The following is a 26,660-nucleotide window of genomic DNA, read 5'->3' on the forward strand; positions in this document are numbered from 1 at the left end:
GCGGGGATGTCCGACGAGCGCGAGCCGGGTCGCGACGAAACGCGGCCCATGTCCCCCGTGAACGATGCGGACGCCACCGCGGTGGACCGGAATCAGCCGTCCGGTGGTCCCCGATCGGATGACGCCGATCAACGTGTCTGGACCGGACGGGCCGGAGTGCGACCGCCACGGCCCGGCACCGCCGACTACGACACCGAGCCGGACTGGGCCGACACCCTGCCGTCCGAGCCGTCCGGCCGCTGGTGGGCGCCGATTGCCGTCGGCACCCTGGCACTGCTGCTGCTCGGACTGCTCGTGGTGGGCATCGTCCTGATCGTGCAGAACGCGGGCGGTGGCACCGAGAGCCCGTCACCGACCCCGACACTGGCGACCACGACGACCGGTGACGGTGCCGAGACCGATCCGACGGGCACCGTGTCCACGCCGGCCCCGCAGATCACCACTACCCCGACGACCGAACCGGCGAGCACCGAGGTCACGGTGCCGGCGCTGCGCGGGATGCCGCTGGCCGACGCGCAGGCCGCGCTGGACCGCACCGGACTCCGCAACCGAGTCATCCGGATCCCGAGCGACGCCGAACCGGGCACCGTGATCGACAGTGATCCGGCGGAAGGCCGGCAGGTCCCGTCGGACACCCGCGTCACGCTCGTCGTTGCGTCCGAGCAGACGTCCGAGCCGACCACCGCACCGACAGCCTCGGCCGCGTCGTCCCCGAGCCCCGCCGGCTGAGCCCGGGACCGCATCCGGGTGCGTCGGGTGGCTCAGTCGGTAGTCAGTGTCGTGACCGGGCCTGATCCTGTCCGCCGAGATCATGGCCGGGTCGCTGGACGCGGGGTGGGTCAGCGGTGGGCGCGAACCGGGCGGGACGGGGCCACGCCGGGACGCGCCGCGGGCTGTCGACCGTTGCGGGCCCGCGGATCGGGTGCCTTGCCGACCGGGCGCAAGCCGTTGACCTGCACGAAGATGGAGCGGCGTTCCACGGCGTCGCCGGCCGAGTTCAGCTCGTAGCCGTCGAGCCAGACCCAGCCCTCGTACGTCGGCCAGTCATGGACCCGGATGACCCGGAAGAGCATCGGTGATGCGAATTGGACGCTCGCGGCCTTCGTCACGTGGATGACATCGCCGGACCGAGGAAGAACCACGTCATCTCCTGCCCTGAGACTCGTGTGGGTGGACTGAATAAGGCACAGATGCACCAGTCTGACCGGTTATCGCACCTTGGCAAGACTCCTATGGGGGAACCATGGGAGACGGTTGCGGAAAGTCACCGTTGCCGACCACTTCACCAAGATCGGTGCATTGGTCCATGGTGGACCCGCGGTGGCTCAGCGCCCCGTTTTGGACGTTGTTGTGTGGTGTTACGTCTGGCTTGTCCGCATCTCCCAAGAACGTTAAGTGATGCAAGCCATACGCAAAGATTGCACCACCAGTCTTGTCGATGCAAGTTGCATGTACGCCATCCGTGATCCTCCGTGATCATCCACTGTGGCCTGACGATCACGTTCGGACCGGCGGAGCTGTCCGTGAGGTGTGGTGCTCACGGTGGGCGGACGGGTTGTCCGCCGGTCAAGATATCCCGCCGTGTCGCGTCACAAACATCCATCGACTCGGCATTTTGGACAATTGCTTTTCTACCTGCAGGAGGACCCGTAAAACGTCCCTAAATCCCGTTCGGCATCGGATGGTGAACGCGTCATTCGCACCCTTGAGCAGTGGTTATGGCGGTTTGAAGATCAATGCAGTGGATCCGGCGGTAATCGCTGAGGTGGCCATCGGTCTCATCGGAACCATCCGATGGGACGACCCCGTTCGCAGAATCGCGTGACCGCTCCGCGACCCGGCGGGGTCACAGTCGTTACTGATTCAGGACGATCCAATCGATCTCTGGGCGATGCTCGATGGGCCGGCAGGCCCCGGCAAGCCGGCGACGACATGTCACCGACGGGCGAGTCGCATGCGGAGCCGGTCCCCGGAACGGGGCCACCGCCGAGATCACACTTGGCAGAGGAGCCATGGTGGACACCAAAACCGAGATCAAGACCAAGGGGTTCCGGCTCGACCTGAGCCGGGCCGAGTGGCTCGCGAGCACCCAGGGGGGATCGGCCGCCAACCGTGTCGAGGTGGCCTTCGTCGACGAGGCCATCGCGGTCCGGGACTCCCGCAACCCGGCCGGCCCCGCGCTGATCTTCACGGCCGCAGAGTGGGACGCCTTCGTCGGCGGTGCCAAGGACGGCGAGTTCGACCTCTGACCTGCATGTCAGCCCGGTGCGCATGGCCGAGGGTTTGAACCTACTGTGGCCATTTGCCCGATTTTGCCGTCGCTGAGTGCGACTCCCCTCGTTGAACGGCTCATGAGCGCGGGCCGGACCGCGCGACGGGCCGGAATGGACTTCCGAACGAGGCAAGGCATAAAGATGACGATTGGCTCCGACAACCTCAGCAATGGTTCGTCGACGGCGCAGGACCGATTCAGCGGGGGCGTCAGCGCGTACCGGCAGAGTCGGCGGGACGCCCTGTCCCCGGACAGCGACGGCGAACTACTCTCCCGCGGCAGCTCCGGGCTGCCGACCCGGATGCCCGGGCGCACGCACTCGCCCTCCCACAGCCTCGAGCCGACGAGCGCGCTCGACCGGGCGGCCAAACTGCCCTCCCTGGATCTTCAGGGCCTGACCGAACCGGTCTTCTCGTCGAGCAGCTGGGAAAGCTCGCCGAGCCAGTCGATGGCGGACCATCCGCTGCTGCGCGGGCTGCTCCAGGAGCTGCCGCCGCGCGGCACGCTGCCGCAGTCCGACTGGTTCGACCGGTGGTTCGAGGCGGCACGCTCCATCTTGGAGCTGATCTACACCCAGGAGGCCAAGAAGTTCTGACGCACGTGGCGGCGTGCTCCGGCCGGCCGGCCCGTCGACAGACGGCCGCAGCCGGCCGTCTCCGTCTCCGAACAAAGCCGGACCACTTCCTTCATCGGCGCTGGTTCAGCCTGGTCGGGATCACGGTTCGATGATCTTGGGGAGCCGCTTCTCGGCGGCCCGGGATCATCAGAACGGGCGCGATCCCCCGCCGAGCGGAGCGAGACCGGACAACAGAGCCAGGCGGCTGTGCCGCAGCCCCGCCCGCAGCCCGATCACCGCCACAGCGACCGCGACCACGGTGATCGCCACACCGGCGACCCCGGAACCCGGCAGCGACACCACACCCGCGGCGATCGGCAGGCCCACCAGCGCGGCCACCCCGGTCACCTGCAGCGGTGCCGTCACCAGCGGATGCGCGGCTGCGGCGCGCAGCCCCGGCGGCACCGGAACGAGCGGAGCGGTCGCGAACGCACCCGCTCCCTGCCGGACCCGGGAGAGACGGCGCAGGGTCGCGGTGAGGACGATCAGAGCCGGTACGGCCGGGAACAGCGCGGCCGCCGGAGCGGCCGACACCCCGGGCACCGCCTCGACGATGAACGGGAGCGCGACGAACACCACGGCGCCCGCAACCACCAGGGCGGTCAGGAGCCGGGCCCGGCGACGGAGCTGACCTGCGGTGCCGGCGGTCGGCAGACCGTCGACGAGGAGCCCGGCGCTGAGCCAGATCGCGGCGAGGGTGCCGATCAGGATGACGTCCACTGCGGTGTCCACAGGATCAGCGTTCACCGATTGTGGTCGATTCGAAACCGGGTTATGCCCGGAACGCCGACCCGTAGGGGTGGTGGCGACCCACCCCTGCCGGAGGCCGCCGCAGGTCAGACCGCGAAATCGTGGACCGGAACGGTGGCGGGGGCCGGCGGGGCCGCCTTCCACAGTCCGAGCTTCTGCGCGAAGAGCCGGCTGAGGTAGGCCGGGTTCAGCAGCACGTAACGCTTCCAGAGCCGCTTGGGCTCCAGGCCGAGACGCCAGAGCCACTCGAGCGCGAACCTCTGCATCCACGCGGGCGGGTTCTTCAGCAGGCCGGCGTGGTAGTCGAAGGCGGCGCCGACGGCGAGCAGAGGCATGTCGAGGTGCGGGCGCATCGCGTACGTGAAGATCTCCTGGCGCGGGCAGCCGAGCCCGACCAGGACGATGCGCGCACCGGAGTCCTTGATCCGCTCGGCGATCTGTTCCGGCTCGCCGGGCTGCGAGGAGCGGAACTTCGACGCCTCCACCCCGGCGATCTTCAGGGCCGGGAACATCGCGATCAGCGCCGGGACGAGCTTGTCGAGGACCGGCTGGGTCGACCCGTAGAGGTAGACGGGCAGCCCCTCGGCGGCGGCCTGCTCGACCACCTGGAGGGTCAGCTGCGGGCCGTAGACCCGGTCGGTGAGGCCGGCGCCGTGCAGCAGGTTGAGCGCCCACCGGACCGGCTGGCCGTCCGGGGTGACGAGGTCGAACGAGTTGAGCCGGGCGTTGTGCGCCGGATCCTGCACGCCGGTCATCACGCCGTGCACGGCCAGCGCGGTGACGGCGAACGGGCGCTGCTCGCGGGCCGCCTCGATGATCTGTGCCGTTGCCGTCGCGTAGTCCGTGGCGTCGACGAGCACGCCGAGCACGTTCTGCTTGCCCCGAACGGTTCCGGTAGGTGTGACGGTCACGGACGACACTCCAGCCCTAGCCATGAAGAACAGTGAGCGGCGAGCATAACGCCACCTCCCCGGATACCCCATGGTCGACCACGGACCACATGACGGTTCCGCGCGGTTCCTGCCCCCACCGTCCCCGACGACCGCTGTGCGGGCAATCCCTGGAGAGGGTGGCGCGCCCGGAACCCCGGAGACCGAGGGTGACGTGCGCCGCACTTACCAGCCCGAAAACCCCGCTGTGACCCGTTTGAACGAGATTCGCCCCACTGTGCCGGAAACCCAGCCCCGCGCGTGTCGTCGTTCAAAATCACTGAGAAGAAGGACCACGACGACCGCAAGAAGAAGTCGAGAACAAGTCAAGGGCGAGGCGAAGCCGAAGCCGAGACGAGTCACCCACCGGGCCGACCCGGCACTTTCCAGGGTGACCATCGCAACGCGGGGGTCTGGGGCTCGGCCCCCAGGCAGGAAACGACGAGAGGCCCCAGGTTCGCGCTTTCCGCGAACAAGGAGCCCCGATGCCGAATCGTGGGGATGGGGGGAGTTGAACCCCCACGTCCTTTCGGACACACGGACCTGAACCGTGCGCGTCTGCCATTCCGCCACATCCCCATGTGACTTGCCCTGAGATCGTATAACTGACCTCGTGGCCCGAAGTAAGCGGGTCCGGTGTGATCCGGTCTAGCCTGCTTCTGGTTACTGCGAGCGACAGACTACGCTGTCGCTCGTCACTAAGCGATTTTGATATCGCCTGGCGACGCCGAAACAGTAGCACGGCGTCGGAGGTGGTCATACGAGGGTCAGAAGTGCCGGGTGCTCTTGGGCTACAGATGCGCAAGCGGCGGCCGGATACCATCATGTCCTCGGAACCCGAGGAGGAGCCGGTGAGCGTGCTGCAGCGCTTTGAGAAGCGATTGGAAGGCCTGGTCGAGGGGGCCTTCGCGAAGGTGTTCAAGGGTGTCGTGCACCCTGTGGAGATCCTGAATGCCATGCAGCGGGAGGCCGAGGCACACAAGGCCATCCTTGCCGGTGGCCGCACCCTCGTGCCCAACCGCTATGTGATCGATCTTTCGCCCTACGACCACAGCCGTCTGGCGCCCTATGCGGCCGCGCTGGCCCAGGAGCTGGCCCAGTCGCAGGCCGAGTTCATCGGCGAGCAGGCCTGGACGGTCTACGGCGATGTGATCGTGGAGATCGAGCGGGGCGACGGACTGGACACGGGCATGTTCCGTGTGACCGCGGAGGTGTACACCGGTGGCGAGGTCGCCCCGGTGCAACAGCCCGCTTACGACGCGGGCGGCTACGGGTCGCCCTACGACCAGCAGGGTGGATACCAGCAGCACGGCGGCCACGGTGGTGGCCCGCGCAGTGTCGGCCTGGTCTCCGGTGACGGCCGGACCTACCCGCTGCAGATGGGCTCGACCGTGATCGGCCGTGGCGACCAGGCGAACCTTCGCCTGCCGGACGTCGGCATCTCGCGTCGGCACGCCCGTCTGGACTACGACGGCAATCAGGTCGTGCTGACCGATCTCGGATCGACGAACGGGACGATGGTCAACGGCCAGCGTGTGTCGGCTGTGGCGCTGAACCCGGGCGACATGATCCAGCTCGGCACGACCACGCTCACCTTCCGAGTGGACGGCTAGCGACCTTGCCCGAATTCGTCCTCACCGTCGCCCGTTTCGGATTCCTGATCCTTCTGTGGATCTTCGTGTTCACGGTGGTCGGGGTCATCCGGCGGGACCTCTTCGCCGGTGGCCGGTCCAAGAGCATCGTCGCCAGCCCTCGGGGGGTGGGTGGCACGGTGCTGCCAGGCCGGCCGGCGAAGGTGAAACGCGGTAAGGCGGCGCGGCAGATGGTCGTGACCGCCGGTCAGTTGGCCGGCACCCGGATCACGCTCGGCGAGGTTCCGATCACGATCGGACGCGCCGAGGATTCGACGCTCGTCATCACCGACGACTTCGCGTCCGCCCGCCACGCCCGGCTGGTGCCACGGGAAGGCCAGTGGTTCGTGGAGGACCTCGGCTCGACCAACGGCACGTACCTTGATCGCGGTAAGGTCTCCGGACCCACTCCAGTCCCCCTTGGCGTCCCGATCCGGATCGGGCGCACTTCTCTCGAGTTACGGCCATGACCCTGACCCTGCGCTATGCCGCTCAGAGCGACCGCGGTCTGATCCGAGACCTCAACCAGGACTCCGTCTACGCCGGTCCGCGACTTCTTGCTGTCGCGGACGGGATGGGCGGCATGGCCGCCGGTGACGTCGCGTCCAACATCGTCATCGCCGCCATGGCGCCACTCGACGACGACGTCCCCGGGGACGCCATGGTCGATGCCCTTCGGCACGCCGTCGGCACCGCCAACCAACAGCTGCGCGACACCGTCGATGCGAACCCGCAGCTCGAGGGCATGGGGACCACGCTGACCGCGGTCCTCTTCTCGGGCAGCAAGTTCGGCATGGTCCACATCGGCGACTCGCGTGCCTACCTTCTGCGCAAGGGTGAGTTCTCGCAGATCACGAAGGACGACACATACGTCCAGATGTTGGTCGATGAGGGACGAGTCAGCCCTGAGGAGGCGAGCAGCCACCCGCAGCGGTCGCTGCTCACCCGTGCGCTCGACGGCCGGGACATCGACCCGGAGTACTCGGTTCGCCAGGTGCTCAAGGGTGACCGCTACCTGATCTGCAGCGACGGCCTCTCCGGCGTGGTGAGCGCCGAGACGATCGGGCAGGCCATGCGGGAGATCCCGGACCCGAAGGCGTGCGTCGAACGGCTGGTGCAGCTCGCACTGCGCGGCGGCGGCCCGGACAACATCACCGTTGTCATCGCGGACGCCACCGACGCCGACATCGTCGAGCAGGCGCCGATCGTGGGCGGGGCGGCATCACTCGACCGGGGCAACACCACGGTCGCGGACAGCTCCACCTCTGCAGCCCGTGCCGCCGCGCTGAAACCGCCGCGTGCGGCACAGCCCGAGCCGGCCGCGGGCGGGTTCGAGCGCGAGCCGGAACCGGCCGGTCACCCGGTGCGGACCACCGTGATGGTGCTGGCTCTGCTCGGTGTGCTCGGCGGCGGTCTGTGGGCCGGCTGGAAGTACACCCAGAACCAGTATTACGTGGGTGCGACCGACGCGGGCCAACTCGCCATCTTCCAGGGTGTTCCCGGACAGGTCGCGGGTCTGGACCTGTCCACCGTGAGCGAGACCAGCCAGGTCCGCCTGGACGACCTGACCACGATCGCCCAGGCGCGCGTGAAGCAGGGCATCCAGGTCGACAACCGGGCCGCCGCACGGACCACCCTCGCCGATCTGACCACCGACGAGCCGTCGAACCCGAACCTGAAGCCGATCTGCGAGGCGCCCACCGCGTCGCCGACCGTCACCACTTCAGCTCCGGTGAAACCGGCCGCCGGTGCGAGTGGCCGGCCCGGTGGCGCGGTCACCACACCGCCGTCCGCGCCGGTCAGCTCGCCGACCGCCGTCCAACCGACCGAGACCGACTCGCCGGCCGAGGATTCGGTCGGGTGCCGAACCGTCGACTGAGCACGGCCTACACGTCTGGGGAAAACTCTTGACCGCGCCCGCCGTACCGGCTCCGACGCCCGCTTCCACGGGTGAGATGTCGCGTATCCCGGGATTGAAGACCCGCCGTAACGCCGAGCTCGGGTTGCTGGCGTTCGCCATGGTCATCGTCGCCGTCTTCGGCGCGACCGTGGAGGCGAACAAGTACGAATCGCTCCAGTCGAGTTTCTGGGTGCCGGCCGCGTTGCTGAGCATCCTGTTCCTCGGCCTGCACATCGTGGTGCGCATCGTGGCTCCGTACGCGGATCCCGTGCTGCTCCCCACGGTGGCGTTGATCAACGGCATCGGTGTGGCGTTCCTGCGCCGCATCGACATCGCCGACGCGATCAACGACAAGCTGCCGCCGCCGGGCATCTTCTCCGGCACCGGCGGACGGCAGCTGGCCTGGACGCTGATCTCACTCATCCTGGCCGCGGGTCTGCTCCTGGTGGTCCGTGACCACAAGAACATCTCGAAGTACGCGTACACGCTCGGCCTCACCGGCATCGTGCTGATGATGATCCCGGCCGTGCTCCCCGCCAGCCTCTCCGAGGTGAACGGCGCGAAGCTGTGGATCAAGATCGGTGGCTTCTCCATCCAGCCGGGTGAGTTCGCCAAGATCATGCTGGTCACGTTCTTCGCGTACTACCTGGTCCGCAAGCGCGAGGTGCTCTCGCTGGCCAGCAAGCGCTTCCTCGGCGTCGACTTCCCGCGTGGCCGCGACCTCGGTCCGGTCATCACGGTGTGGTTGTTCAGCCTCCTGGTCCTGGTCTTCGAGAAGGACCTCGGCACCGCGCTGCTGTACTTCGGCCTGTTCGTGGTGACCCTCTACGTCGCCACCGAACGGTCCAGCTGGTTGATCATCGGTCTGCTGCTGTTCTTCGGCGGCGTCTACGTGGCCTACCTGCTCGGCGCCTCGGTCGGCGGTCCGTTCGCGAACTTCTACGACCGGGCGGACGTCTGGCTCAACCCGTTCGACGACGACCAGTACAACCGGGTCGGCGGCAGCTTCCAGCTGGTCCAGGGCCTGCTCGGCCTCGGCACCGGCGGACTGTTCGGCACCGGGCCGGGCGCCGGTTCGCCGCTGTTCGTCCCCGAGGTCCGCAACGACTTCATCTTCGCCGGCCTGGGTGAGGAGATCGGCCTCTTCGGCCTCTCCGCGCTGCTGGTCTGCTACCTGCTGATCGTGGTGCGCGGCATGCGCGCGGCGATCGGCGTCCGGGACTCGTTCGGCAAGCTGGTCGCCGGCGGTCTCTCGTTCACCCTCGGCCTGCAGGTGTTCGTCATCCTCGGCGGCATCACCGGCCTGATCCCGCTGACCGGTCAGACCACCCCGTTCCTCTCCTCCGGCGGTTCGTCACTGATGGCGAACTGGCTGCTCGTCGCGATGCTGATGCGCATCTCGAATGCGGCCCGCGGCCCCGCGACCAGCGGTGGCGGCATCGGCGGAGTGGAACGCCCGGCCGGACCGAAGAAAGCTCCCACCCAGTTGCACGGCGCCATGACGGAGGTGATCAAGCCGTGAACGCACCCCTGCGCAAGTCCGGCGTGGTCCTCCTGGTTCTCTTCGGGCTGATCTTCGCCAACCTCAACTGGATCCAGGCCTACAAGGCCGACGAGTACCGCACCGACTGGCGCAACGCCCGCGTCATCGTCGCCCAGTACGAACGTCCCCGCGGCATCATCGAAGCGGCCGGTGGCGTCGCCCTCGCCGAGAACACGGCGACCGACGACAGCCTGAAGTACCTGCGCGTCTACCCCGAGGGGGAGATGTACGGGCCGGTCCTCGGCTACAAGCCGGTCAACATGAGCGCGGTCGGCATCGAGAGCGCGGAGAACGACTTCCTGTCCGGGGAGAGCGACAAACTCTTCGCGGACCGGCTCAGCGACATGTTCACCGGCAACGAGACCAACGGCGGCAACGTCGTGCTCTCGTTGAAGCCCAAGGCTCAGGAGGTCGCCTGGAAACAGATGACCAAGAACGAGCGTGGGGCGACGAAGGGCGCGGCGGTCGCGATCGACCCGCGGACCGGCGCGATCCAGGCGCTGGTCTCGATGCCGAGCTTCGACCCGAACGCACTGGTCAGCCACGACACCAAGGCGGCCGCGGCGGCGTACCAGAAGCTGAACAAGGACGAAGATCAGCCGATGCTGAACCGCGCGGTCGCCAACAACCTGCCTCCGGGCTCGGTGTTCAAGGTGATCGTCTCGGCGGCGGCTCTGGAGGCGGGTTACAGCCCGTCGTCGGAGATCGAGGCCGGCTCGGTCTACCGCGAGGGCGGCGCCACCATCCGCAACTCCGAGGAAGAGGTGTGCACCGGCTCCCAGGTGACCCTCAAGGAGGCGCTGACCCGCAGCTGCAACACCGGCTACGCGCGTCTCGGCGTCGAGCTCGGCGCGGACAAGGTCAAGGCGGCGGCCAAGGCGTTCGGTTTCGAGGACGACACCCTCAAGGTCGGCGACCTGGAGAGCGGCGCGGGTCTCACCGTCGCCGCCAGCCGTACGGGTGACATCGCCAACCAGGACGGCAGCACCGACACCGCCGCTCTGGCGCAGTCCTCGCTCGGCCAGCGTGACGTCCGGATCACCCCGCTGCAGGGCGCGATGATCGCCGCCACGGTGGCCAACGGTGGTGCCCGCAGGCAGCCGTACCTCGTGCAGCAGTTGCTCGGCCCGGACCGGCGGACGCTCTACACCGCCGAGCCGAAGACCCTGAACAACGCCGTCTCCTCGAAGGTCGCCGACGGCCTCAAGGAGATGATGGTCAGCGTCGTCGAGAACGGCACCGGCACGAAGGCTCAGATCAGCGGGATGACGGTGGGCGGCAAGACCGGCACCGCGCAGAACGCCGAGGGCGCCGACCCGCACGGCTGGTTCGTCGGCTTCGCCTTCAACGACAAGGGTGAGGCGGTTTCCGCGGTGTGCGTCATGCTGGAGAACGTTCCCGGCGGTAGCGCCAGCTCCGAGGCGGCCCGGATCGCCGGACTGATCATGAAGGCTGCGGCCCAGTGAACGGCCACCGTGAGCTCGGGAGGGGACTGAGATGATCCGCCCGGGTGTCACGCTGGGTGGGCGATACCGCTTGGAGGAGCGGATCGCCGGTGGCGGCATGGGTGACGTGTGGCGCGGCACGGACGACGTGCTGGGCCGGACCGTCGCGGTCAAGATCCTGCTGCCCGCCCTGCTGGACGAGCCGGGCTTCGCCGAACGGTTCCGTGGCGAGGCCCGGACCATGGCGACGATCAACCACCCGGGTGTGGTGGATGTCTACGACTACGGGAGCGACCAGCAGATCGCTTTTCTCGTAATGGAGTACGTGGAAGGTGACGCGCTCTCCCGTACTCTCAGCCGGGTCGGCCGGCTGACGCCCGCGCGGACCATGGCGCTGGTCGCTCAGGCGGCCGACGCGCTGCAGGCCGCGCATGCCAACGGCATCGTGCATCGCGACGTCAAACCCGGAAACCTGCTGGTCCGGACGAACGGCACCCTGGTCCTCACGGACTTCGGCATCGCCCGTTCGGCGCTCGTCGGCCAGCTCACCGTGGCGGGCGCGGTGCTCGGCACCGCCTCGTACATCTCCCCCGAGCAGGCCGCCGGCGACGTGGCGACCTCCGCGTCCGATGTGTACGCGCTCGGCGTCGTCGCCTACCAGTGCCTCTCCGGGCACCGGCCGTTCGACGGCAGCACCCCCATCGAGATCGCCATGAAGCACGTGCGGGAGACCCCGCGCCCGCTTCCCGGTGACATCCCGCCGGCCGTCCGCGCCATCGTGGACCGGGCGATGGCGAAGGACCCGTCGGCCCGCTGGCCGAGCGCCGCGGCGATGGCGACGGTGGCGCGGCAGGCCGCGTCGTCGCTGACCACCTCGATACAGCCGCCGGTCTCGCAGCCGGTGCACACTCCCGGCCCGGCGAGTCCGGCGCCGTCGCACCCGCAGTCCGGGGCCGCCCGGGCCGCGGTGTCCCGCCCGGTCTCCGGGGCGCGGGGCGCCGCCTCCGTCCCGCCGGCCAACGTTCCCTCTTCACCGCCTCCGCCCATGCCGCCGCCCTACCGGCCACAGCCGGGACCGGCGGCCAACGGGTACTCGCCGCCGGTCGCGCCGTCGGCGAAACCGGAGAATTCGTTCGGCCGTCAGGTCCTTGTCGTTCTCGCCGTTGTGCTGGCACTTCTCGTGTTGCTCTGCGCCGGGGTCATCTCTTTCCTGTTACGACATGGCAACGGCAACTTCGCCGCGGACAATGCGCTGGGCTATAACAGCAGCTCTACGGCTATCCTCCGCTCGGGCGTGGTCGTCGACCCAGTGTCGGTGGCGTCGTACCGTCTTATGAAGGCCGATGCCCAGTTCGGCTGGATCCGACCGAACGAAGGACGACAGACGTTATGACGGCTCAGGCCCGCCTGCTCGGTGGCAGGTATCAGGTCGGCGAGCTGCTCGGTTACGGTGGCATGGCCGAGGTGCACAAGGGGCGCGACCTGCGTCTCGGCCGCGACGTGGCGATCAAGATGTTGCGGTCCGATCTGGCTCGTGACGCCACTTTCCAGGAACGCTTCCGTCGTGAGGCCCAGAATTCGGCAGCCCTTAACCATCCGGCAATCGTCGCCGTCTACGACACCGGTGAAGAGATCTCGTCGACCAACGAGAAGGTCCCCTTCATCGTCATGGAGTTCGTCAACGGCGAGACCTTGAAGGAGTTGCTCGCCCAGGAGCAGCGGTTGCAGCCACGCCGCGCCCTGGAGATCACCGCCGACATCTGTGCGGCGCTGGAGTTCAGCCACCGCCACGGGATCATCCACCGGGACATCAAGCCCGGCAACGTGATGATCACGCAGAACGGCCAGGTCAAGGTGATGGACTTCGGCATCGCCCGGGCCCTGGCCAGCGGCGCCACCACGATGACGCAGACCAGCGCCGTGATCGGCACCGCCCAATATCTCTCCCCGGAGCAGGCCCGCGGCGAGTCCGTCGACGCGCGTTCCGATGTGTACGCGGCCGGCTGCGTCCTGTTCGAACTGGTCATCGGCCACCCGCCGTTCGTCGGCGACAGCCCGGTCAGCGTGGCGTACCAGCACGTCCGGGAGGACCCGCGGACGCCCAGCTCGATCGTCCACGACCTGCCGCCGGAGATCGACGCGATCGCCCTGAAGGCGCTGGCGAAGAACCCGGTCAACCGTTACCAGAGCGCCCAGGAGATGCGCGCCGACGCGCTGCGTGCCGTCTCCGGCCGCCCGGTGATGGCCACCCCGGTGATGAGCCAGGCCGAGACGATGGCGATGGGCGGCGGCGCCGCCACCCAGCGGTGGCAGCCGCAGGGCGCCACCACCATGCAGCGGCCGATCGAGGCCACCATGGGGCCGCCGCGCCGCCAGGACAACAAGTCCTCGATGGTGATGGCGGTGCTGGCCGGTCTGGCCGTGCTCGTCGTGGTGGTCCTCGGCGTGGCTCTGGCGATGAGCAAGGGCAACGACAACGACACCACGGCGCAGACGCCCACCGCGACGGTGCCCAACGTGAAGGGGCTGTCGGAGAAGGACGCCAAGGCCAGACTCACGGAGCTGAAGCTGACCAACGTCACGATGCTCGACCCGACCAAGGAGAAGGACTGCGAGGGCAAGATCGCCACGCAGGACCCGACCGCGGGGGTGACGGTCCCGATCGATCAGGCGATCAGCCTGCAGGTCTGCAACGCGCCGGACGTGGCCACCATCCCCGAGGGGCTGGTCGGCGGCACCGGCAGCGCCGCCGAGGCCGCGCTGAAGTCGGCCGGTCTCGAGTCGAACATCCGCAACGTGGACAGCGGCTCGCCGGAGGGTCAGGTCGTCGCGATCCTGGTCGACGGCAACGAGGTCAAGGGCGGCCAGACGTTCGAGCCGGGCACCACCGTCACCGTGCGGGTCTCCCGGGGCAACCTGGTCAGCGTCCCCGAGCTGGAGGGCAAGACGCAGGCGGTCGCCGAGGCACTGCTCGAGCAGAAGGGCCTGGAGGCCGAGGTCAAGCTGGTTCAGGCCGACGGCGAACCCGGCACCGTGGTGGCGCAGAGCCAGCGGGCCGGCAAGAACGTCGAGAAGGGCACCAAGGTCACGATCAGTGTGGTCGAGGAGACGCCCGAGGTCGACCCGAGCAGCGGCAGTGGCCTGCCCTCGTCGGAGGACCCCGGTGACGGCACCGGTGGTGGCGAACAGGAGGGCTGAGCCCGTCCGAGCATGAAGAAGGGCCGTGACCCCCTGGGGGTTACGGCCCTTTCAGCGTCACGCTGAGGCGAAAGCGGACCGCCGACGTGTTTCCACCTCGGCGGCGAGCGCCGGGGCCTTCTCCAGCGCTGTGGGGAGGCCGCACGAGGCGAGCCAGTTCGCCAGCATGGTGTGCCCGCCCTGGGTCAGCACCGATTCGGGGTGGAACTGCACACCCTCGATCGGCAGTTCGCGGTGCCGCATCGCCATCACGACACCCGACGCGGTCCGCCCGGTCACTTCGATCTGCGCGGGCAACGTCTCGGGCAGGACGGCCAGCGAGTGGTACCGCGTCGCGATGAACGGCTCGGGCAGCCCGGCCAGCACACCGTCACCCTGGTGGAAGACCTCGGAGGTCTTGCCGTGCAGCAGTTCGGGGGCCCGGGTGACGGTCGCCCCGAACGCCGCGCCGATCGCCTGGTGGCCGAGGCAGACACCGAACATCGGGACGGTTCCCGCGTACGCCCGGATCACGTCCATCATGATCCCGGCACGCTCGGGGGAACCGGGGCCCGGCGAGAGCAGGATGCCGGCCGCGCCGAAGCCGGCCACGTCGTCGACGCTGATCTCGTCGTTGCGCCGCACCTCGCACTCCGCGCCGAGCTGACCGAGGTATTGCACCAGGTTGAAGACGAACGAGTCGTAGTTGTCGATCACGAGAATGCGCACGTCGTCACCTAGCTTGCCTCGGGCGAAGGGTGGTTGGTGGTGTCGCTGTAGGGCAACTCGTCGGGGGCTTCCTCGCCGGGGATCGTGCCGTCGGACCCGCCGTCGACCTCCTGCCCGGTGCCGGACTCGACCTGGACGTCGTCGAACGGCAGCAGCGGGGTCGCCCACGGGAAGATCACGTACCAGAGCAGCGAGCCGACCGCCGTGAGCAGCACCAGCGAGAAGGTCAGCTTGCTCCGGAAGCCACCCGGGAACTTGCGCCAGATCCAGGCGTACACGGCTAGGCCTTCATCTCCGCCGGCATGCCGGCGTCGGCCGCGGTGGTGTCCCGGGGCACCGTCTTGACGAGGTCGGCGTGCACGACGAGGCGCTCGTAGTTGTTGAACTTCGGGTTGCAGGTGGTCAGGGTCAGGACCGCCTTGGTCGCCTTGGCCTTGGGCTTGTTGGGGACCGCCGCGACCACCTCGACCGCGGTCGGCTTGACGACCTGGTGGCCGGAGACCTGATAGACGTACCAGTTGTCGCGGGTCTCCACGCCGATCACGTCGCCGGGCTTCAGCTCGTCGAGGCGCCAGAAGATCTTCCGGATGCGGTGTCCGGCGACCGAGAAGTTGCCGATCTGGCCGGGCTTGGCGGTCTCCGGGTAGTGGCCGGGCGCGTACCGGATGTCGTCCGGCTTCACACCGTCGACGACCACCCAGTTCATGTCGAACTTCGGGATGTAGAGCACGCCGACGTACTGCGAGCCGGGCGGTGCGGGCGCCTGGACGCCGCTGCTGGCGCTGGGTGCGACGGTCGGGTCGGCCCACGAGTCGCGCAGGTCCTGCGCCAGGTGGTCCTGTTCCTCCTGGACCTTGGCCGAGTTGCCGAACACCTGGTAACCGGCGAACAGCAGCACCACCAGGCCGAAAGTGATCATCAGTTCGCCGGCGCCGCGGATGCCGGTGCGGATCCGCGAGCCGATCGTCGGCCGGGTCAGCTCGGAGTAGACGCTCTTGTAGCCCTCCTCGGTCTGCTCCGGCCGGAGCTTGACCACCCGCTCACCCCTCTTGGGCTCGACCGGCTCGGCCGGCGGCTGCGGGGCACTCGCGACCCGCGCCACGGCGTCCGGATCGACGGTGGCCGCGCCGAGTGTGGCGTCCGGCCCGGCGGCCTCCCGGGCGGCCTGCGCCGCGCTTCCCGCGGCCTCGGTGCCGGTGGTCACGGTGGGCATCATGCTGGTCGGAGCAGCGAGGGTACGAATGACAGCCGTCGGACTGTGATCCCGGTGGGGGACGGCCGCGGCGGCCCACGAACCGGTGTCCTGGCCGGGGGCGGTGGCGGGAGCCGGGGCGGTGGCGGTGGTCGGCTGGTTCCAGCCGGTGGCCCCGCCGACCGCGTCGCGGGACTCGGGGGCCGGCGAGCGTGCCGGGTTCCAGCCGGTGGGGGCGGGGGCCGCCGTGCTCAGACGGCCGCTCCAGTCCGCTCCCGTGCCACCGGCGCCGGGGTCGTGGCCGGCCGCGGGCGGGGTGACCGGTCCGCTGCTCGCGGCCCAGCCCGGTGCCGGCGCGTTCGTGCCGCCGGCCCAGCTGGGGGTCTGCGGCGGCGGGTTGGTGCCGCCGGCCCAGCTCGGGGCCTGTGCCGCGGGGTTGGTGCCCCCGGCCCAGGCCGGAGTCTGAACGGGCGTCTGCGGGGGTGCCGCGGGCGGCACGGTCCAGGCGTCGCTCGCCTGCTGGGCGGCGCGCTCGGCGGACCCGCGATCCCAAGTGGAGGCCGGTCGCGGATCGGCGTTGCCGCCCAGGCCGACCGGGGGCGCCAGCGGGCCGCCGGGAACCCCGTCCGGGGAGGCGTCGCTGAGACGCGGGATGTACGCGGTCTGACCCTCGACGTCGCCGTCGGGTGCGCGGTGGCGGCCGGAACCGGCCCGGGGCGTCGGATTCTCCGGGGAGGTCACTGGGCAGCCTGCGCCGATCGGAGGTCGGTCGATCCGTCGTACGCCTGCACTCTCACGTTCTTCTCCACCTTTTCCGTGTAGCCGAGCCCGAAGTCGGCGACGGCCTCCCGGAACTGCCTGACTCCCTCTGCGGACTCCAACGCGTGACGCATGGATGTGGGTTCGCCAATCGCGGTGATCCTGAAGGGGGGAGAGAATACCTGTCCGTGGAGGAGCAGCGTGTTGCCGACACAGCGTACCGCGCTCGTGGAGATCACCCGGATATCCATGATCGTCATGGCTTCGGCGCCACCAGCCCAGAGAGCGTTCACGACCGCCTGGACGTCACCCTGATGCACGACCAGATCATCGTTGTCCGGAGCGTTCTCCGCGAAGTCCGTCCCACGACGGGGTGAGTCGTTGAGGGTGACGGACAGGCCCGGACCCTGCAGCGCGGTGAAGCCGGCCGGCTCGCGCATCGCGGCGGCGCTCTCCCGGGCGGCGCGGACCGGCTGGTCCACCTCGGCCAGACGCGCGGTCTCCTCGTCCACCTCGGCGAGCAGTTCGGCGGACTCCTCCTCGTGCTGGGCGAACCGTTCCCGCTTCTCGGTGATCAGCTGCGCCAGCTGGGGCCTGCGGTCGTCGCGCAGGGCCGTCCCGTCGGCGGTCGTCGCGGACGTCGTGAAGAGCAGGCCGGCCGCCAGCGCGATCAGCGGCACCCCGGCGGACCAGACCGATCGGCGGTCGCCACGCCGGGGCTTCAGGCCCCGCGCGACGCGCCGAAGAACGAGCCGCCAGGAGGGTCCACCAGCGGCGTTGTCCACGTCGCCGCCCCCTTGAATGACCACTCAGTCCCCCCTCAGAACCCGATCCCGGGTATTTTCCTGCCCCGGCGGGTGCCTGTTCGTGCAACCTCTTGACTACGCTAGCTGTCGAACAGTATTCGCCACGGGCAGCATTCGGGGTTTCCGGAGCCGCTCAGCGGTGGTTGTTCACCACTTGTTGCCCTCAGGAGAGCACCGTGCCGAAGTCACAGGTTCGCAAGAAGAAGGTCTACACCCCGCCGTCGGACATCAGCCCGGCGGTGAAGGCGGCGTCCAACAAGCCGAGTCCGGTCTGGCTGCCGTTCACGGCGGTGACCCTGATCGTCGTCGGCATCGCCTGGCTCGTCGTCTACTACCTCTCGTCGCAGCAGTGGCCGGTGGAGAGCTGGCGTTACTGGAACCTCGCGGTCGGTTTCGGCTGCATGGTCGCCTCGCTGGGCCTGCTGTCGCGCTGGCGCTGACCCGCCTGCTGTTCGTTGTTCCAAGCGCACCCCCGCTCTGCGTGGGGTGCGCTTTCGCCTGAGGGCCGGTCGCCGCGCGCCCATCTATTACTCATGGGTAACATAGGGTCGGCGTCCCGTCGACCGAGGAGGCACTACAGATGGGCATCGCGCAGATCGTCGCCACCGTCTCAGCGGGGGCGGTCACGGTGGTGGCCGTCTATCTCGCGGTGCGCGCCGTGCAGACCATCACGGCGGTGATCCGGCAGGGGCAGCCAGCCCCGGAGCGGTTCACCGAGCCGAAGACCCGGACGAAGACCATGCTGGTGGAGACCGTCGGTCACACCAGGATGCTGAAATGGTCCGCGATCGGCGCGGCGCACTGGTTCGTGATGTTCTCGTTCCTGGTGCTGTCGTTGCTGGTGCTCGAGGCGTACTTCGAGGTGGTCAGCCCGAGGCTGGGGCTGCCGCTGATCGGGCACTGGACGATCTTCGGTCTGGTCACCGAGTGGTTCGGTATCCTCGGCACGGCCGGCATCCTCTACCTGATCTTCGTCCGACAGCGGCAGAAGCCGGGCGCGGTCAAACGGAGCAGGTTCCTCGGTTCGACCATGTGGCAGGCGTACTTCGTCGAGGCCGTGATCGTCGGGGTGCTGATCTTCGGCTTCCTGATCCGGGGCTTCAAGGTCGCGACGGACCACTTCGAGTACCCGTTGTGGGCGACCCCGGTCAGCCACGCGGTCGGCTCGGTCCTGCCGGCCTGGGAGGACGGCGCCACCTGGATGGCGCTCATCAAGATCTTCATCTCGATGACCTGGCTGATCACCATCTCGCTCAACCCGACGATGGGCGTCGCCTGGCACCGCTTCCTGGCGTTCTTCAACATCTACTTCAAGCGTGACCCGGAGAAGCCGGCCGGTTCCGGTCTCGGCCCGCTGAAGCCGATGATGAGCGAGGGCAAGCCGCTCGACTTCGAGGAGGCCGACCCGGAGAAGGACCAGTTCGGCGTCAACCAGGTCGAACAGTTCACCTGGAAAGGCCTGCTCGACTTCTCCACCTGCACCGAGTGCGGCCGCTGCCAGTCGCAGTGCCCGGCGTGGAACACCGCCAAGCCGCTTTCACCGAAGCTGCTGGTGCTGTCGTTGCGCGATCACGCGTACGCGAAGGCGCCCTACATGCTGGCCGGCGGCGGCAAGGACCTGATGGGCGAGGAGAAGGCCACCGAGGCCCAGCTCGCGCACATGGACGTCCTGGCGCTCGCCGAGGGCAACCGTCCGCTGATCGGCGGCGTCGACGAGAACGGCGTCATCGACCCGGACGTGCTCTGGTCCTGCACCACCTGCGGCGCCTGCGTCGAGCAGTGCCCGGTCGACATCGAGCACATCGACCACATCGTCGACATGCGCCGCTACCAGGTGCTGATCGAGTCGAGCTTCCCCTCCGAAGCCGGCGTGATGCTGCGCAACCTGGAGAACAAGGGCAACCCGTGGGGCGCCCCGCAGAACACCCGCGAGGACTGGACCAAGGGCCTGGACTTCGAGGTGCCGCGGGTCGGCGAGACCGAGGACTTCGAATACCTGTTCTGGGTCGGCTGCGCCGGCGCGTTCGAGGACCGGGCCAAGAAGACCACCCGCGCGGTCGCCACGCTGCTCAACGAGGCGGGCGTGAAATACGCGATCCTCGGCGAGGGCGAGACCTGCACCGGCGACCCGGCCCGCCGCATCGGCAACGAGTTCATCTTCCAGATGCTCGCCCAGCAGAACGTGGAGACGCTGACCGAGGCGCTCGGCGAGAACACCACCAAGAAGATCGTCGCGACCTGCCCGCACTGCTTCAACACCCTCGGCAACGAGTATGAGCAGCTCGGCCTCAAGGTCGAGGTGGTGCACCACACCCAGCTGCTGCAGCACCTGGTCGCCGAGGGCAAGCTGACGCCGGTCCAGCCGATCGAGGGCGACGTCACCTACCACGACCCCTGCTACCTGGGCCGGCACAACCGCGTCTTCGACGCACCCCGCGAGGTCCTGGGCGCGGCCGCCAACGTCATCGAGATGCCCCGCAACTCCGAACGCTCGTTCTGCTGCGGCGCGGGCGGCGCCCGGATGTGGATGGAGGAGCGCATCGGCAAGCGGATCAACGTCGAGCGCACCGAGGAGGCCCTGGCCACCGGCGCCAAGACCATCGCGGTCGGCTGCCCGTTCTGCTACACGATGATCGGCGACGGCGTCACCGGCAAGGGCAAGCAGGAGGAGGTCGAGGTCGTCGACGTCGCCACGGTCCTGCTCCGCTCCCTGAAGCAAGAGGCCTAGATCAAAGGCGAGTTCAAGTTCATGTCGTAGCCGGGTGGTGGGTGCGGACCGTCGCTCCCGCCGAGGGCCCGGCGGCTCCCGCCGGCCGCTGCGCGTCCGTAGCGCGGGAGCCACCGCGCGACCTGCGTGAGCGGTTGCGCTCACCCCTGAGGATCAAAACCACTCAACTGCCGCCGCCCCCACCGCCGTCGCCTCCACCGCCACCGCCGTCTCCGCCCGCGCTGCCGTCGCCGTAACTCATCACGGCGGCGGCGGTGACGGCCGCCTGGACGTCCTGGATGGCGCGGCGGACCGCGGCGGCCGCCCAGTCACCCTCGCTGATCTCGGCCAGCCGGGCGCGTACCCGTTTGCGGTCCAGATCCGGCAGCAGTCCGTGTTCCATGCCGGTGGCGGCCACCAGTGCACACAGTGCCGCGGTCCGGGGCGTGATCGGGTCGGGCCGGGTGACCGCCGAGTGGACCCGCTGCCGGGCGTCGGTGCGGGCCGGCGCCTCCGGACCGGCCACCGCCGGATATCGCGTCCGGGTGAAGACGAGCAGCATCGGGGTCTGCTCGACCCGCAGCACCTCGGCGGCGACCAGATCGTGCAGCACCCGCTTCTGGGTGCCGCGGGCGAACCGGGACACCCAGTGCACCGCCTTGCGCGGCCGGGCGTCACCGGCGATGCGGTCCAGGGCCTCGTCGGCGGCCGGGATCCCCACCGGGTCGCCCGCCGAGACCACGACCTTGCGGTCGGCGACGTCGATCCGGCGGGCCAGGGCGAGCTCCATCAGGATCGCCCCGCCGAGCCCGTGATCGATCCGGCCGCTGTCGATGATCCGGGCACCGCGATCGTCATGTGCCAGCAGAACGAACTCTTCGAGTAGGTCCATACCTCGACGGTAGGCCCACTTGTCATCAGCAGGGTTAGTGCCGAACCGGTCCGGTCCGGCACAATGAGGTCCGAGGTGAAGCGATCATGGACGGCCTGTTACTGACCGCGTTGCTCCCACTGGTGGCCTTCGTGCTGCTCACGGGTGGCAACGCGTTCTTCGTGGCCGCGGAGTTCGGCCTGGTCACCGTCGACCGGGCGGAGATCGACGCCCGGTGGGCGGCCGGCGACAAGCGGGCCGGCACGGTCCGCACCGCGATGCACAATCTCTCGTTCCAGCTCTCCGGGGCGCAGCTCGGCATCACGCTGACCGCGCTGCTCACCGGATACCTGGCCGAGCCGGCTCTCTCCGAGCTGTTCAACCCGTTGGTGGAGCCGCTGGCCGGCTCGTCCACCGAGACCGTCACGCACGTACTGGCCCTGGTGGTCGCGACCCTGCTCTCGATGCTCTTCGGCGAACTCGTGCCGAAGAACGCGGCACTGGCCCGCCCGATGCGGATCGCACTGCTCACGGCCGGCCCGCTGCGCGGCTTCTCCATCATGTTCAAGTGGCTGATCGCCGCGCTGAACGGCACCGCCAACTGGCTGGTCCGCCGACTGGGCATCGAGCCGCAGGAGGAGCTGGCCAGCGCCCGCTCGCCGGAGGAGCTGGGCCTGCTGGCCGCGATCAGCGCCCGGGCCGGCGCGCTGCCCAACGAGACGGCCACGCTGCTGCGCCGCACCATCCGGTTCGGCGAGAAACGGGCGGCCAAGGCGATGACACCCCGCGTCGACGTGGTCGGCCTGAAGATCACGGCGAGTGTCGCCGACCTGATCGCGGTGGCCCAGGAGACCGGGCACACCCGCTTCCCGGTGTACGAGAACACCCTCGACGCGGTCACCGGCGTGGTCGGGGTGAACGAGGCCCTCGGCGTCCCGCCCGAGCGCCGCGCCACGACCCGGGTCTCCACCCTGGCCAAGGAGCCGGTGTACGTGCCGGAGAGCCTCAGCCTGGACAAGGTGCTGGCCGCCCTGCGCGCCGCCGACGCCGACCTGGCGATCGTGGTCGACGAGTACGGCGGCACCGACGGCGTGGTCACCGTCGAGGATCTGATCGAGGAACTGGTCGGTGAGATCGCCGACGAGTACGACACCGACGTCGCGGAGACCGGCAGCCAGGAGCTGACCGCACCGGGCGGCGAGAAGACGTTCCTGGTCGACGGCCTGCTGCGCGAGGACGAGACGCTGGAGCAGACCGGTTTCCAGTTGCCGGAGGGGCCGTACGAGACGCTCGCCGGTTTCCTGCTCGCCCGGCTGGGCCACATTCCGGTGGTCGGCGAGTCGCTCGAGGAAGACGGCTGGGAGTTCACCGTGATGGAGGTCGACCGGCACCGCGTCGAGCAGGTGCGCGTGGTCGCGCCGCTGGAGCCGTCCGATGACTGAGCTGTTGTTCGTCGCGGTCCTGCTGATCGGGAACGGTCTGTTCGTCGGTGGTGAGTTCGCCCTGATCGCGTCCCGGCGTACCGCGCTGGAACCGTTGGCGGAGACCTCGCAGGCGGCCCGCTGGGCGCTCTCGGCGATGAGCCAGATCCCGTTGATGATCGCCGGTGCGCAGCTGGGCATCACGATCTGCACGCTGGTGCTCGGCGCGCTCGCCGAGCCGACCGTCGCGCATCTGCTGGAGGGCCCGATCACGGCCACCGGCCTGCCGGAGAACGCGGTGCACCCGGTCGCGTTCGTGGTGGCGCTGATGATCGTGACGTTCCTGCACACGGTGATCGGCGAGATGGTCCCGAAGAACATCACGCTCGCCGGGCCGGAGCGTTCCGCGCTCATCCTCGGACCGTTCATGCTGGGCTTCTGCATCGCCACGAAGCCGCTGCTCAACGCGATGCGCTGGGCGTCGCGGCTGATCCTGAAGCTGTGGCGGATCGAGACCACCGACGCGGTCAAGACCGTCTTCACCGCCGAGGAGCTGGCCGGCATGGTCACCCAGGCGCGCAGCGAGGGCCTGCTCGGATCCGAGCAGTACGCCCGGATCCACGCCGCGCTCGGCCTCAACAGCCGGACCGCGGACGACGCGCTGCTGCCCTGGTCGCGGGTCACGACGGTGGCGGCGGACGTGTCGCCGGCGACGTTGGAGGCGGTGGCCACCCGCAGTGGCCGTTCGCGGTTCCCGGTGGTGCAGCGCGACACCCGCCGGGTGCTGGGCTTCGTGCACGTCAAGGACGTCCTGGGGTACGCGTCCACGCAGCGGCGACTGCCGATTCCGGCGGAGGTGATCCGTCCGCTGGCCGTGGTGCCGCCGGAGCGCAGCCTGGCGGATCTGTTGCTCACCATGCGACGGGATCGGCTGCACATCGTTCTGGTCAGTGACGGCCGGCGGCCGCTCGGAGTGATCACTTTGGACGACGTGTTGCACGCGGTGGTCGGCGAACCGGCGGCATCCGGTCAGCTGGTGGCGCGCGGGCGCTGACCTCGGTGTGTCCGGTCGGAGTCCCCGATACGGGGGAATACTCCATTTGGGCATACTCGCGACAATGCGGACAATAGCCGCATGCTTTCCTCTCGGCGGCGCGTCCTGCCGATCGGCGCCCTGTCAGCCGTCCTCGCCCTCGGCGGCGTCCTGCTCCTGTTCCTCCAGCACCTGCCCGCCGCCGCCCGCCCCCGGACGCCGGCGGCCGCGGTCAGCGTCCCCCCGGCCGTACTGCCGATGCCGGGCCTGCTCGCCAACGTCAGCGCCATCTCCGGACCGGCCCGCTCCGGCCAGATCCGGACCGCCGCCGCGCCGCTGACCGTCCGCTACGACTTCAACGGCGGCATCGCCAAGCCGATCGCCGACCACACCGGTGGGCACGAGCTGCGGCCCCTCGGGCAGAACGGGGGAGCGCTTCGGCTCGTACCCCAGGGGGCTGGTCTCGCCGTCGCCTACCCGGACCGCTGCACCCTGCTGGAGGACCACGCCTGCCCGCGCGCGATCCTCGAAGGACTGCGCGACGACGACCTGAACCCGGGCCGGCGGCCCCTGCGATACGGCGCGGCGGTACGGATGACACACGCCGACCTCGCCGACGGCGCCAACGTGGTGCAGAAGGGCTACTCGGTCGGCGGCGTCAGCCAGTTCAAACTGCAGGTCGACCATCAACTCGGTCACCCGAGCTGTGTGATCGCCGGGACGCAGGCCCGGATCTACCGCGCCGAACCGCACATCGACGTCGCCGACGGCCTCTGGCACCGGCTGGAGTGCCGTCGCGCGCCCGGCCGTCTGGTGATGATGGTGGACGGACTGGCGCGTGCCGGGGTGCCGATCCCGCCGGTGCTGACGATCGCCAACGCGGAGCCGATCCGGGTCGGCGGCAAGGGCCCGAACCGGGGCAACGACCAGTTCGCTGGCGAGATCGACGACGTCTTCGTCAGCATCGGCTGAGTTCCCTCGTGGCCGGGTCCCACTCACGCAGGTCGCCTGGCGGCCTGAGCGTTTCGGACGCGTAGCGGCCGGCGAAGACCGGCAGGCCCTCGGCGGGAGCGACGGTCAGCACCACCCACTCGGATGCGACATCGGTTTTGATCTGGTTTTTAATGAGCCGTCCGGGTGAACCGAAATGCCCGAGTCGCGAAGTAGCTTTCCGTGGATGAAGATCCAGGTCACTACGGTTCCGGATGCTCGGCTGGTGGCTACCGCCACGCGGCGCGTGATGCGTCGACCGGTTCTGATCGCTCGCGTGACGGGGTGGGCGCTGCTGCTGCTCACGGCGTCACTGCTGGTGGTCACCGGGGAACTCGAACCGATGCCGCTCGCCGGTGGGGCGCTGCTCGCCCTGGCGCTGCCGGTCTTCCTGCACACCAGCACGGCACGGCAGGCCGCCCGGTCCGGGCGGCTCACCACCTACGAGATCAGCGAGCAGGGGCTGGCCAGTTCCAGCGCGGAGAGTCGGCACGCGTACACGTGGAAGGCTTTCCGCTCTGTCGAGCGGCTCTCCGGGCAGCTGCTGTTCGGCATGGGCGGCGCCCGGTTCGTGCCGGTGCCGACCGGCGGCCTCAGTGCCGCCCAGATCGACCAGGTGCTGGCGGCGGCCTCCGCGGGCGGCCTGCGGGTCGGTTAGTGGCCGCCGGCCAGGAGCCCGCCGGTTAGTAGCCGCCGGTCAGGAGCCCGTCGGCCAGGTGCGGAAGTTCAGCGCCGAACGGCTCGCCGTCGGGCCGCGCTGACCCTGGTATCGGGAGCCGTAGACGGCCGAACCGTACGGGTGCTCGGCCGGGCTGGACAGCCGGAAGATGCACAGCTGACCGATCTTCATGCCCGGCCAGAGCTTGATCGGCAGATTCGCCACGTTGGAGAGCTCGAGCGTCACGTGACCGGAGAAGCCCGGGTCGATGAAGCCGGCAGTGGAGTGCGTCAGCAGTCCCAGGCGGCCGAGGCTGCTCTTGCCCTCGAGCCTCGCCGCGAGCTGCTGTCCGAGACTGATCACCTCTAAGGTGGACGCCAGCACGAACTCGCCGGGGTGCAGCACGAACGGCTCGCCGTCGGCCACCTCCACCTGCGCGGTCAGGTCGTCCTGCTGCTCCGCCGGGTCGATGTGGGTGTACAGGTGGTTGTTGAACACCCGGAAGAACCGGTCGAGCCGCACGTCGATGCTGGACGGCTGGATGAGCGCCGGTTCGAACGGCTCCAGCGAGAGATCACCGTTCTTGATCTCGGAGATCAGGTCACGGTCGGAGAGCAGCATCGCAACACCATACCGACCTGGTTGTATCGGCATGTCCGGTGGATGTCTCGAACAAATGTTCGATAGACTGCCGGCATGGCTTCCTGGTCCGATTTCGCCACCGCCGAGCCCCTTCTTGCCGCCGGCGTCCGTGCGCTCCTGCAGCAGTATGGGCCCGGCATGGGCTACCTGGCGACCATCCGCCCCGACGGCGGGCCCCGCGTGCACCCCGTCTCGCCGGTCTTCACCGACGACGGCCTCCACTGCTTCCTCGTCGACTCCCCCAAACGCCGCGACCTCGAACGCGACGGTCGCTACGCCCTGCACTCCTACCCACCGGAGGACAGCGACGACGAGGCCGTCCTCACCGGCCACGCCCGTCCCGTCACCGACCCCGAGATCGTCGCCCGCCTCTCCGCGGCCCTGCACGCCTCCGGCGACGTCGACTGGCGCCTCTTCGAGCTGACTGTCGACACCGCGATGCTGCGCTACCACGGTCCGGCCGGCGCCCTCCCGCTCGCCGTCCCACCCCACCGCACCACTTACGCCCAGACGTGGCACGCGCCCCGGCGGTTACAGCCGGCCCTCGCGATCGCCGGCTGACGTCTGTCGGCTGACAACTGGAGGGCGG

Annotated in this window: 26 protein-coding genes and 1 tRNA gene; 17 read left to right on the forward strand and 10 right to left on the reverse strand. The window is 69.2% G+C overall.

Translation table 11 applies throughout. The features are described 5' to 3' along the window. The first annotated feature begins 57 nt into the window (after positions 1-57). Positions 58-729, forward strand: a complete 672-nt coding sequence (locus tag WH85_RS15320; RefSeq protein ID WP_052720474.1) for a PASTA domain-containing protein — start codon at positions 58-60, stop codon at positions 727-729. A 110-nt stretch (positions 730-839) separates the two neighbouring features. Here WH85_RS15320 and WH85_RS15325 read toward each other — a convergent pair whose 3' ends face one another. After that, positions 840-1,142 carry a hypothetical protein gene (locus WH85_RS15325; RefSeq protein ID WP_045742533.1) on the reverse strand — a complete coding sequence of 101 codons (303 nt, stop codon included), beginning with the start codon at positions 1,140-1,142 and terminating at the stop codon, positions 840-842. An 870-nt stretch (positions 1,143-2,012) separates the two neighbouring features. Here WH85_RS15325 and WH85_RS15330 point away from each other — a divergent pair. Next, a complete protein-coding gene (locus WH85_RS15330) occupies positions 2,013-2,249 on the forward strand; it encodes a DUF397 domain-containing protein (RefSeq protein WP_045742534.1) in 237 nt (78 codons plus the stop codon). A 165-nt stretch (positions 2,250-2,414) separates the two neighbouring features. After that, on the forward strand, positions 2,415-2,867 hold the full coding sequence (locus WH85_RS15335; RefSeq protein ID WP_045742535.1) for a hypothetical protein: 453 nt from the start codon (positions 2,415-2,417) through the stop codon (positions 2,865-2,867). Positions 2,868-3,035: 168 nt separating this feature from the next. Here the strand turns inward: WH85_RS15335 and WH85_RS15340 are convergent, their stop codons facing one another. The 3 genes from WH85_RS15340 to WH85_RS15350 form a co-directional block, all read right to left on the reverse strand. Further along, complete coding sequence (locus tag WH85_RS15340; RefSeq protein ID WP_045742536.1) at positions 3,036-3,620, reverse strand: hypothetical protein; 585 nt, start codon at positions 3,618-3,620, stop codon at positions 3,036-3,038. 104 nt (positions 3,621-3,724) lie between these two features. After that, complete coding sequence (locus tag WH85_RS15345) at positions 3,725-4,549, reverse strand: WecB/TagA/CpsF family glycosyltransferase (protein ID WP_245673945.1); 825 nt, start codon at positions 4,547-4,549, stop codon at positions 3,725-3,727. A gap of 514 nt (positions 4,550-5,063) precedes the next feature. Next, a tRNA-Leu gene (locus tag WH85_RS15350) sits at positions 5,064-5,146 on the reverse strand. Between the two features lie 245 nt (positions 5,147-5,391). Here WH85_RS15350 and WH85_RS15355 point away from each other — a divergent pair. The 7 genes from WH85_RS15355 to pknB all read left to right on the forward strand — a co-directional run bounded on the left by WH85_RS15355 (position 5,392) and on the right by pknB (position 14,284). Next, positions 5,392-6,180 carry an FHA domain-containing protein gene (locus WH85_RS15355; protein ID WP_045742627.1) on the forward strand — a complete coding sequence of 263 codons (789 nt, stop codon included), beginning with the start codon at positions 5,392-5,394 and terminating at the stop codon, positions 6,178-6,180. Between the two features lie 5 nt (positions 6,181-6,185). Beyond that, a complete protein-coding gene (locus WH85_RS15360; RefSeq protein ID WP_045742538.1) occupies positions 6,186-6,668 on the forward strand; it encodes an FHA domain-containing protein FhaB/FipA in 483 nt (160 codons plus the stop codon). Further along, positions 6,665-8,077, forward strand: a complete 1,413-nt coding sequence (locus WH85_RS15365) for a PP2C family serine/threonine-protein phosphatase (RefSeq protein ID WP_045742539.1) — start codon at positions 6,665-6,667, stop codon at positions 8,075-8,077. Before WH85_RS15360 ends, WH85_RS15365 begins: the two co-directional genes overlap by 4 nt. Before the next feature lie 76 nt (positions 8,078-8,153). Then, positions 8,154-9,620, forward strand: a complete 1,467-nt coding sequence (locus WH85_RS15370; RefSeq protein ID WP_157411010.1) for an FtsW/RodA/SpoVE family cell cycle protein — start codon at positions 8,154-8,156, stop codon at positions 9,618-9,620. After that, positions 9,617-11,107: a penicillin-binding transpeptidase domain-containing protein gene (locus WH85_RS15375; protein ID WP_045742541.1), complete on the forward strand. Its 1,491-nt coding sequence runs from the start codon at positions 9,617-9,619 to the stop codon at positions 11,105-11,107. Before WH85_RS15370 ends, WH85_RS15375 begins: the two co-directional genes overlap by 4 nt. 31 nt (positions 11,108-11,138) lie before the next feature. Next, positions 11,139-12,479, forward strand: a complete 1,341-nt coding sequence (locus WH85_RS15380; protein ID WP_045742542.1) for a serine/threonine-protein kinase — start codon at positions 11,139-11,141, stop codon at positions 12,477-12,479. Next, positions 12,476-14,284: a Stk1 family PASTA domain-containing Ser/Thr kinase gene (pknB, locus tag WH85_RS15385; protein WP_045742543.1), complete on the forward strand. Its 1,809-nt coding sequence runs from the start codon at positions 12,476-12,478 to the stop codon at positions 14,282-14,284. The genes WH85_RS15380 and pknB overlap by 4 nt, the downstream gene beginning before the upstream one ends. Before the next feature lie 57 nt (positions 14,285-14,341). On the opposite strand, the gene WH85_RS15390 is transcribed toward pknB, so the two are convergent. Genes WH85_RS15390 through WH85_RS15405 form a run of 4 tightly spaced genes read right to left on the reverse strand, consistent with a single transcriptional unit; the run spans position 14,342 to position 17,728 of the window. Further along, positions 14,342-14,992, reverse strand: a complete 651-nt coding sequence (locus WH85_RS15390; protein WP_045742544.1) for an aminodeoxychorismate/anthranilate synthase component II — start codon at positions 14,990-14,992, stop codon at positions 14,342-14,344. Between the two features lie 8 nt (positions 14,993-15,000). After that, positions 15,001-15,270, reverse strand: a complete 270-nt coding sequence (locus tag WH85_RS15395; RefSeq protein WP_045742545.1) for a hypothetical protein — start codon at positions 15,268-15,270, stop codon at positions 15,001-15,003. Between the two features lie 2 nt (positions 15,271-15,272). Continuing rightward, entirely contained in the window at positions 15,273-16,925 is a 1,653-nt protein-coding gene (locus WH85_RS52915) for a class E sortase (RefSeq protein WP_245673946.1), read from the reverse strand. Further along, positions 16,922-17,728: a DUF881 domain-containing protein gene (locus WH85_RS15405; RefSeq protein WP_045742546.1), complete on the reverse strand. Its 807-nt coding sequence runs from the start codon at positions 17,726-17,728 to the stop codon at positions 16,922-16,924. Before WH85_RS15405 ends, WH85_RS52915 begins: the two co-directional genes overlap by 4 nt. Positions 17,729-17,925: 197 nt before the next feature. Here WH85_RS15405 and WH85_RS15410 point away from each other — a divergent pair, with 197 nt between their 5' ends. Together WH85_RS15410 and WH85_RS15415 are read left to right on the forward strand one after the other, a co-directional pair. Then, positions 17,926-18,189, forward strand: coding sequence for a cell division protein CrgA (locus tag WH85_RS15410; protein ID WP_045742547.1), 264 nt, complete (start codon positions 17,926-17,928; stop codon positions 18,187-18,189). A 140-nt stretch (positions 18,190-18,329) separates the two neighbouring features. After that, on the forward strand, positions 18,330-20,477 hold the full coding sequence (locus tag WH85_RS15415; RefSeq protein ID WP_045742548.1) for a (Fe-S)-binding protein: 2,148 nt from the start codon (positions 18,330-18,332) through the stop codon (positions 20,475-20,477). A gap of 163 nt (positions 20,478-20,640) precedes the next feature. On the opposite strand, the gene WH85_RS15420 is transcribed toward WH85_RS15415, so the two are convergent. After that, complete coding sequence (locus tag WH85_RS15420) at positions 20,641-21,348, reverse strand: GOLPH3/VPS74 family protein (RefSeq protein WP_045742549.1); 708 nt, start codon at positions 21,346-21,348, stop codon at positions 20,641-20,643. Positions 21,349-21,434: 86 nt separating this feature from the next. On the opposite strand from WH85_RS15420, the gene WH85_RS15425 reads away from it, so the two are divergent. The 4 genes from WH85_RS15425 to WH85_RS15440 all read left to right on the forward strand — a co-directional run bounded on the left by WH85_RS15425 (position 21,435) and on the right by WH85_RS15440 (position 25,429). Then, positions 21,435-22,769, forward strand: a complete 1,335-nt coding sequence (locus tag WH85_RS15425) for a hemolysin family protein (RefSeq protein ID WP_045742550.1) — start codon at positions 21,435-21,437, stop codon at positions 22,767-22,769. Beyond that, on the forward strand, positions 22,762-23,802 hold the full coding sequence (locus WH85_RS15430) for a hemolysin family protein (RefSeq protein WP_045742551.1): 1,041 nt from the start codon (positions 22,762-22,764) through the stop codon (positions 23,800-23,802). Before WH85_RS15425 ends, WH85_RS15430 begins: the two co-directional genes overlap by 8 nt. 81 nt (positions 23,803-23,883) lie before the next feature. Next, a complete protein-coding gene (locus WH85_RS15435; protein ID WP_045742552.1) occupies positions 23,884-24,753 on the forward strand; it encodes a LamG-like jellyroll fold domain-containing protein in 870 nt (289 codons plus the stop codon). Positions 24,754-25,048: 295 nt separating this feature from the next. After that, positions 25,049-25,429 carry a YcxB family protein gene (locus WH85_RS15440; RefSeq protein WP_245673947.1) on the forward strand — a complete coding sequence of 127 codons (381 nt, stop codon included), beginning with the start codon at positions 25,049-25,051 and terminating at the stop codon, positions 25,427-25,429. Positions 25,430-25,468: 39 nt separating this feature from the next. Here WH85_RS15440 and dcd read toward each other — a convergent pair whose 3' ends face one another. Beyond that, positions 25,469-26,050 (reverse strand): dCTP deaminase, encoded by a 582-nt coding sequence (dcd, locus tag WH85_RS15445; RefSeq protein WP_045742554.1) that lies wholly within the window; start codon positions 26,048-26,050, stop codon positions 25,469-25,471. A gap of 75 nt (positions 26,051-26,125) precedes the next feature. On the opposite strand from dcd, the gene WH85_RS15450 reads away from it, so the two are divergent. Next, positions 26,126-26,632 (forward strand): pyridoxamine 5'-phosphate oxidase family protein, encoded by a 507-nt coding sequence (locus WH85_RS15450; RefSeq protein WP_045742555.1) that lies wholly within the window; start codon positions 26,126-26,128, stop codon positions 26,630-26,632. The last annotated feature ends 28 nt before the right edge of the window (positions 26,633-26,660 follow it).

Source organism: Actinoplanes rectilineatus (genome assembly GCF_000962825.1).
Classification (GTDB): Bacteria; Actinomycetota; Actinomycetes; order Mycobacteriales; family Micromonosporaceae; genus Actinoplanes; species Actinoplanes rectilineatus.

What these genes read in the sequence shown, in the direction of transcription:
- WH85_RS15330 (WP_045742534.1), top strand. Translation starts at nt 2,013, where the DNA reads ATGGTGGACACCAAAACCGAGATCAAGACCAAGGGGTTCCGGCTCGAC.
- WH85_RS15430 (WP_045742551.1), top strand. Translation starts at nt 22,762, where the DNA reads ATGACTGAGCTGTTGTTCGTCGCGGTCCTGCTGATCGGGAACGGTCTG.
- WH85_RS15425 (WP_045742550.1), top strand. Translation starts at nt 21,435, where the DNA reads ATGGACGGCCTGTTACTGACCGCGTTGCTCCCACTGGTGGCCTTCGTG.
- WH85_RS15435 (WP_045742552.1), top strand. Translation starts at nt 23,884, where the DNA reads ATGCTTTCCTCTCGGCGGCGCGTCCTGCCGATCGGCGCCCTGTCAGCC.
- WH85_RS15355 (WP_045742627.1), top strand. Translation starts at nt 5,392, where the DNA reads ATGTCCTCGGAACCCGAGGAGGAGCCGGTGAGCGTGCTGCAGCGCTTT.
- WH85_RS15365 (WP_045742539.1), top strand. Translation starts at nt 6,665, where the DNA reads ATGACCCTGACCCTGCGCTATGCCGCTCAGAGCGACCGCGGTCTGATC.
- WH85_RS15370 (WP_157411010.1), top strand. Translation starts at nt 8,154, where the DNA reads ATGTCGCGTATCCCGGGATTGAAGACCCGCCGTAACGCCGAGCTCGGG.
- WH85_RS15415 (WP_045742548.1), top strand. Translation starts at nt 18,330, where the DNA reads ATGGGCATCGCGCAGATCGTCGCCACCGTCTCAGCGGGGGCGGTCACG.
- WH85_RS15450 (WP_045742555.1), top strand. Translation starts at nt 26,126, where the DNA reads ATGGCTTCCTGGTCCGATTTCGCCACCGCCGAGCCCCTTCTTGCCGCC.
- WH85_RS15335 (WP_045742535.1), top strand. Translation starts at nt 2,415, where the DNA reads ATGACGATTGGCTCCGACAACCTCAGCAATGGTTCGTCGACGGCGCAG.
- WH85_RS15420 (WP_045742549.1), bottom strand. Translation starts at nt 21,348, where the DNA reads ATGGACCTACTCGAAGAGTTCGTTCTGCTGGCACATGACGATCGCGGT.
- pknB (WP_045742543.1), top strand. Translation starts at nt 12,476, where the DNA reads ATGACGGCTCAGGCCCGCCTGCTCGGTGGCAGGTATCAGGTCGGCGAG.
- dcd (WP_045742554.1), bottom strand. Translation starts at nt 26,050, where the DNA reads ATGCTGCTCTCCGACCGTGACCTGATCTCCGAGATCAAGAACGGTGAT.
- WH85_RS15380 (WP_045742542.1), top strand. Translation starts at nt 11,139, where the DNA reads ATGATCCGCCCGGGTGTCACGCTGGGTGGGCGATACCGCTTGGAGGAG.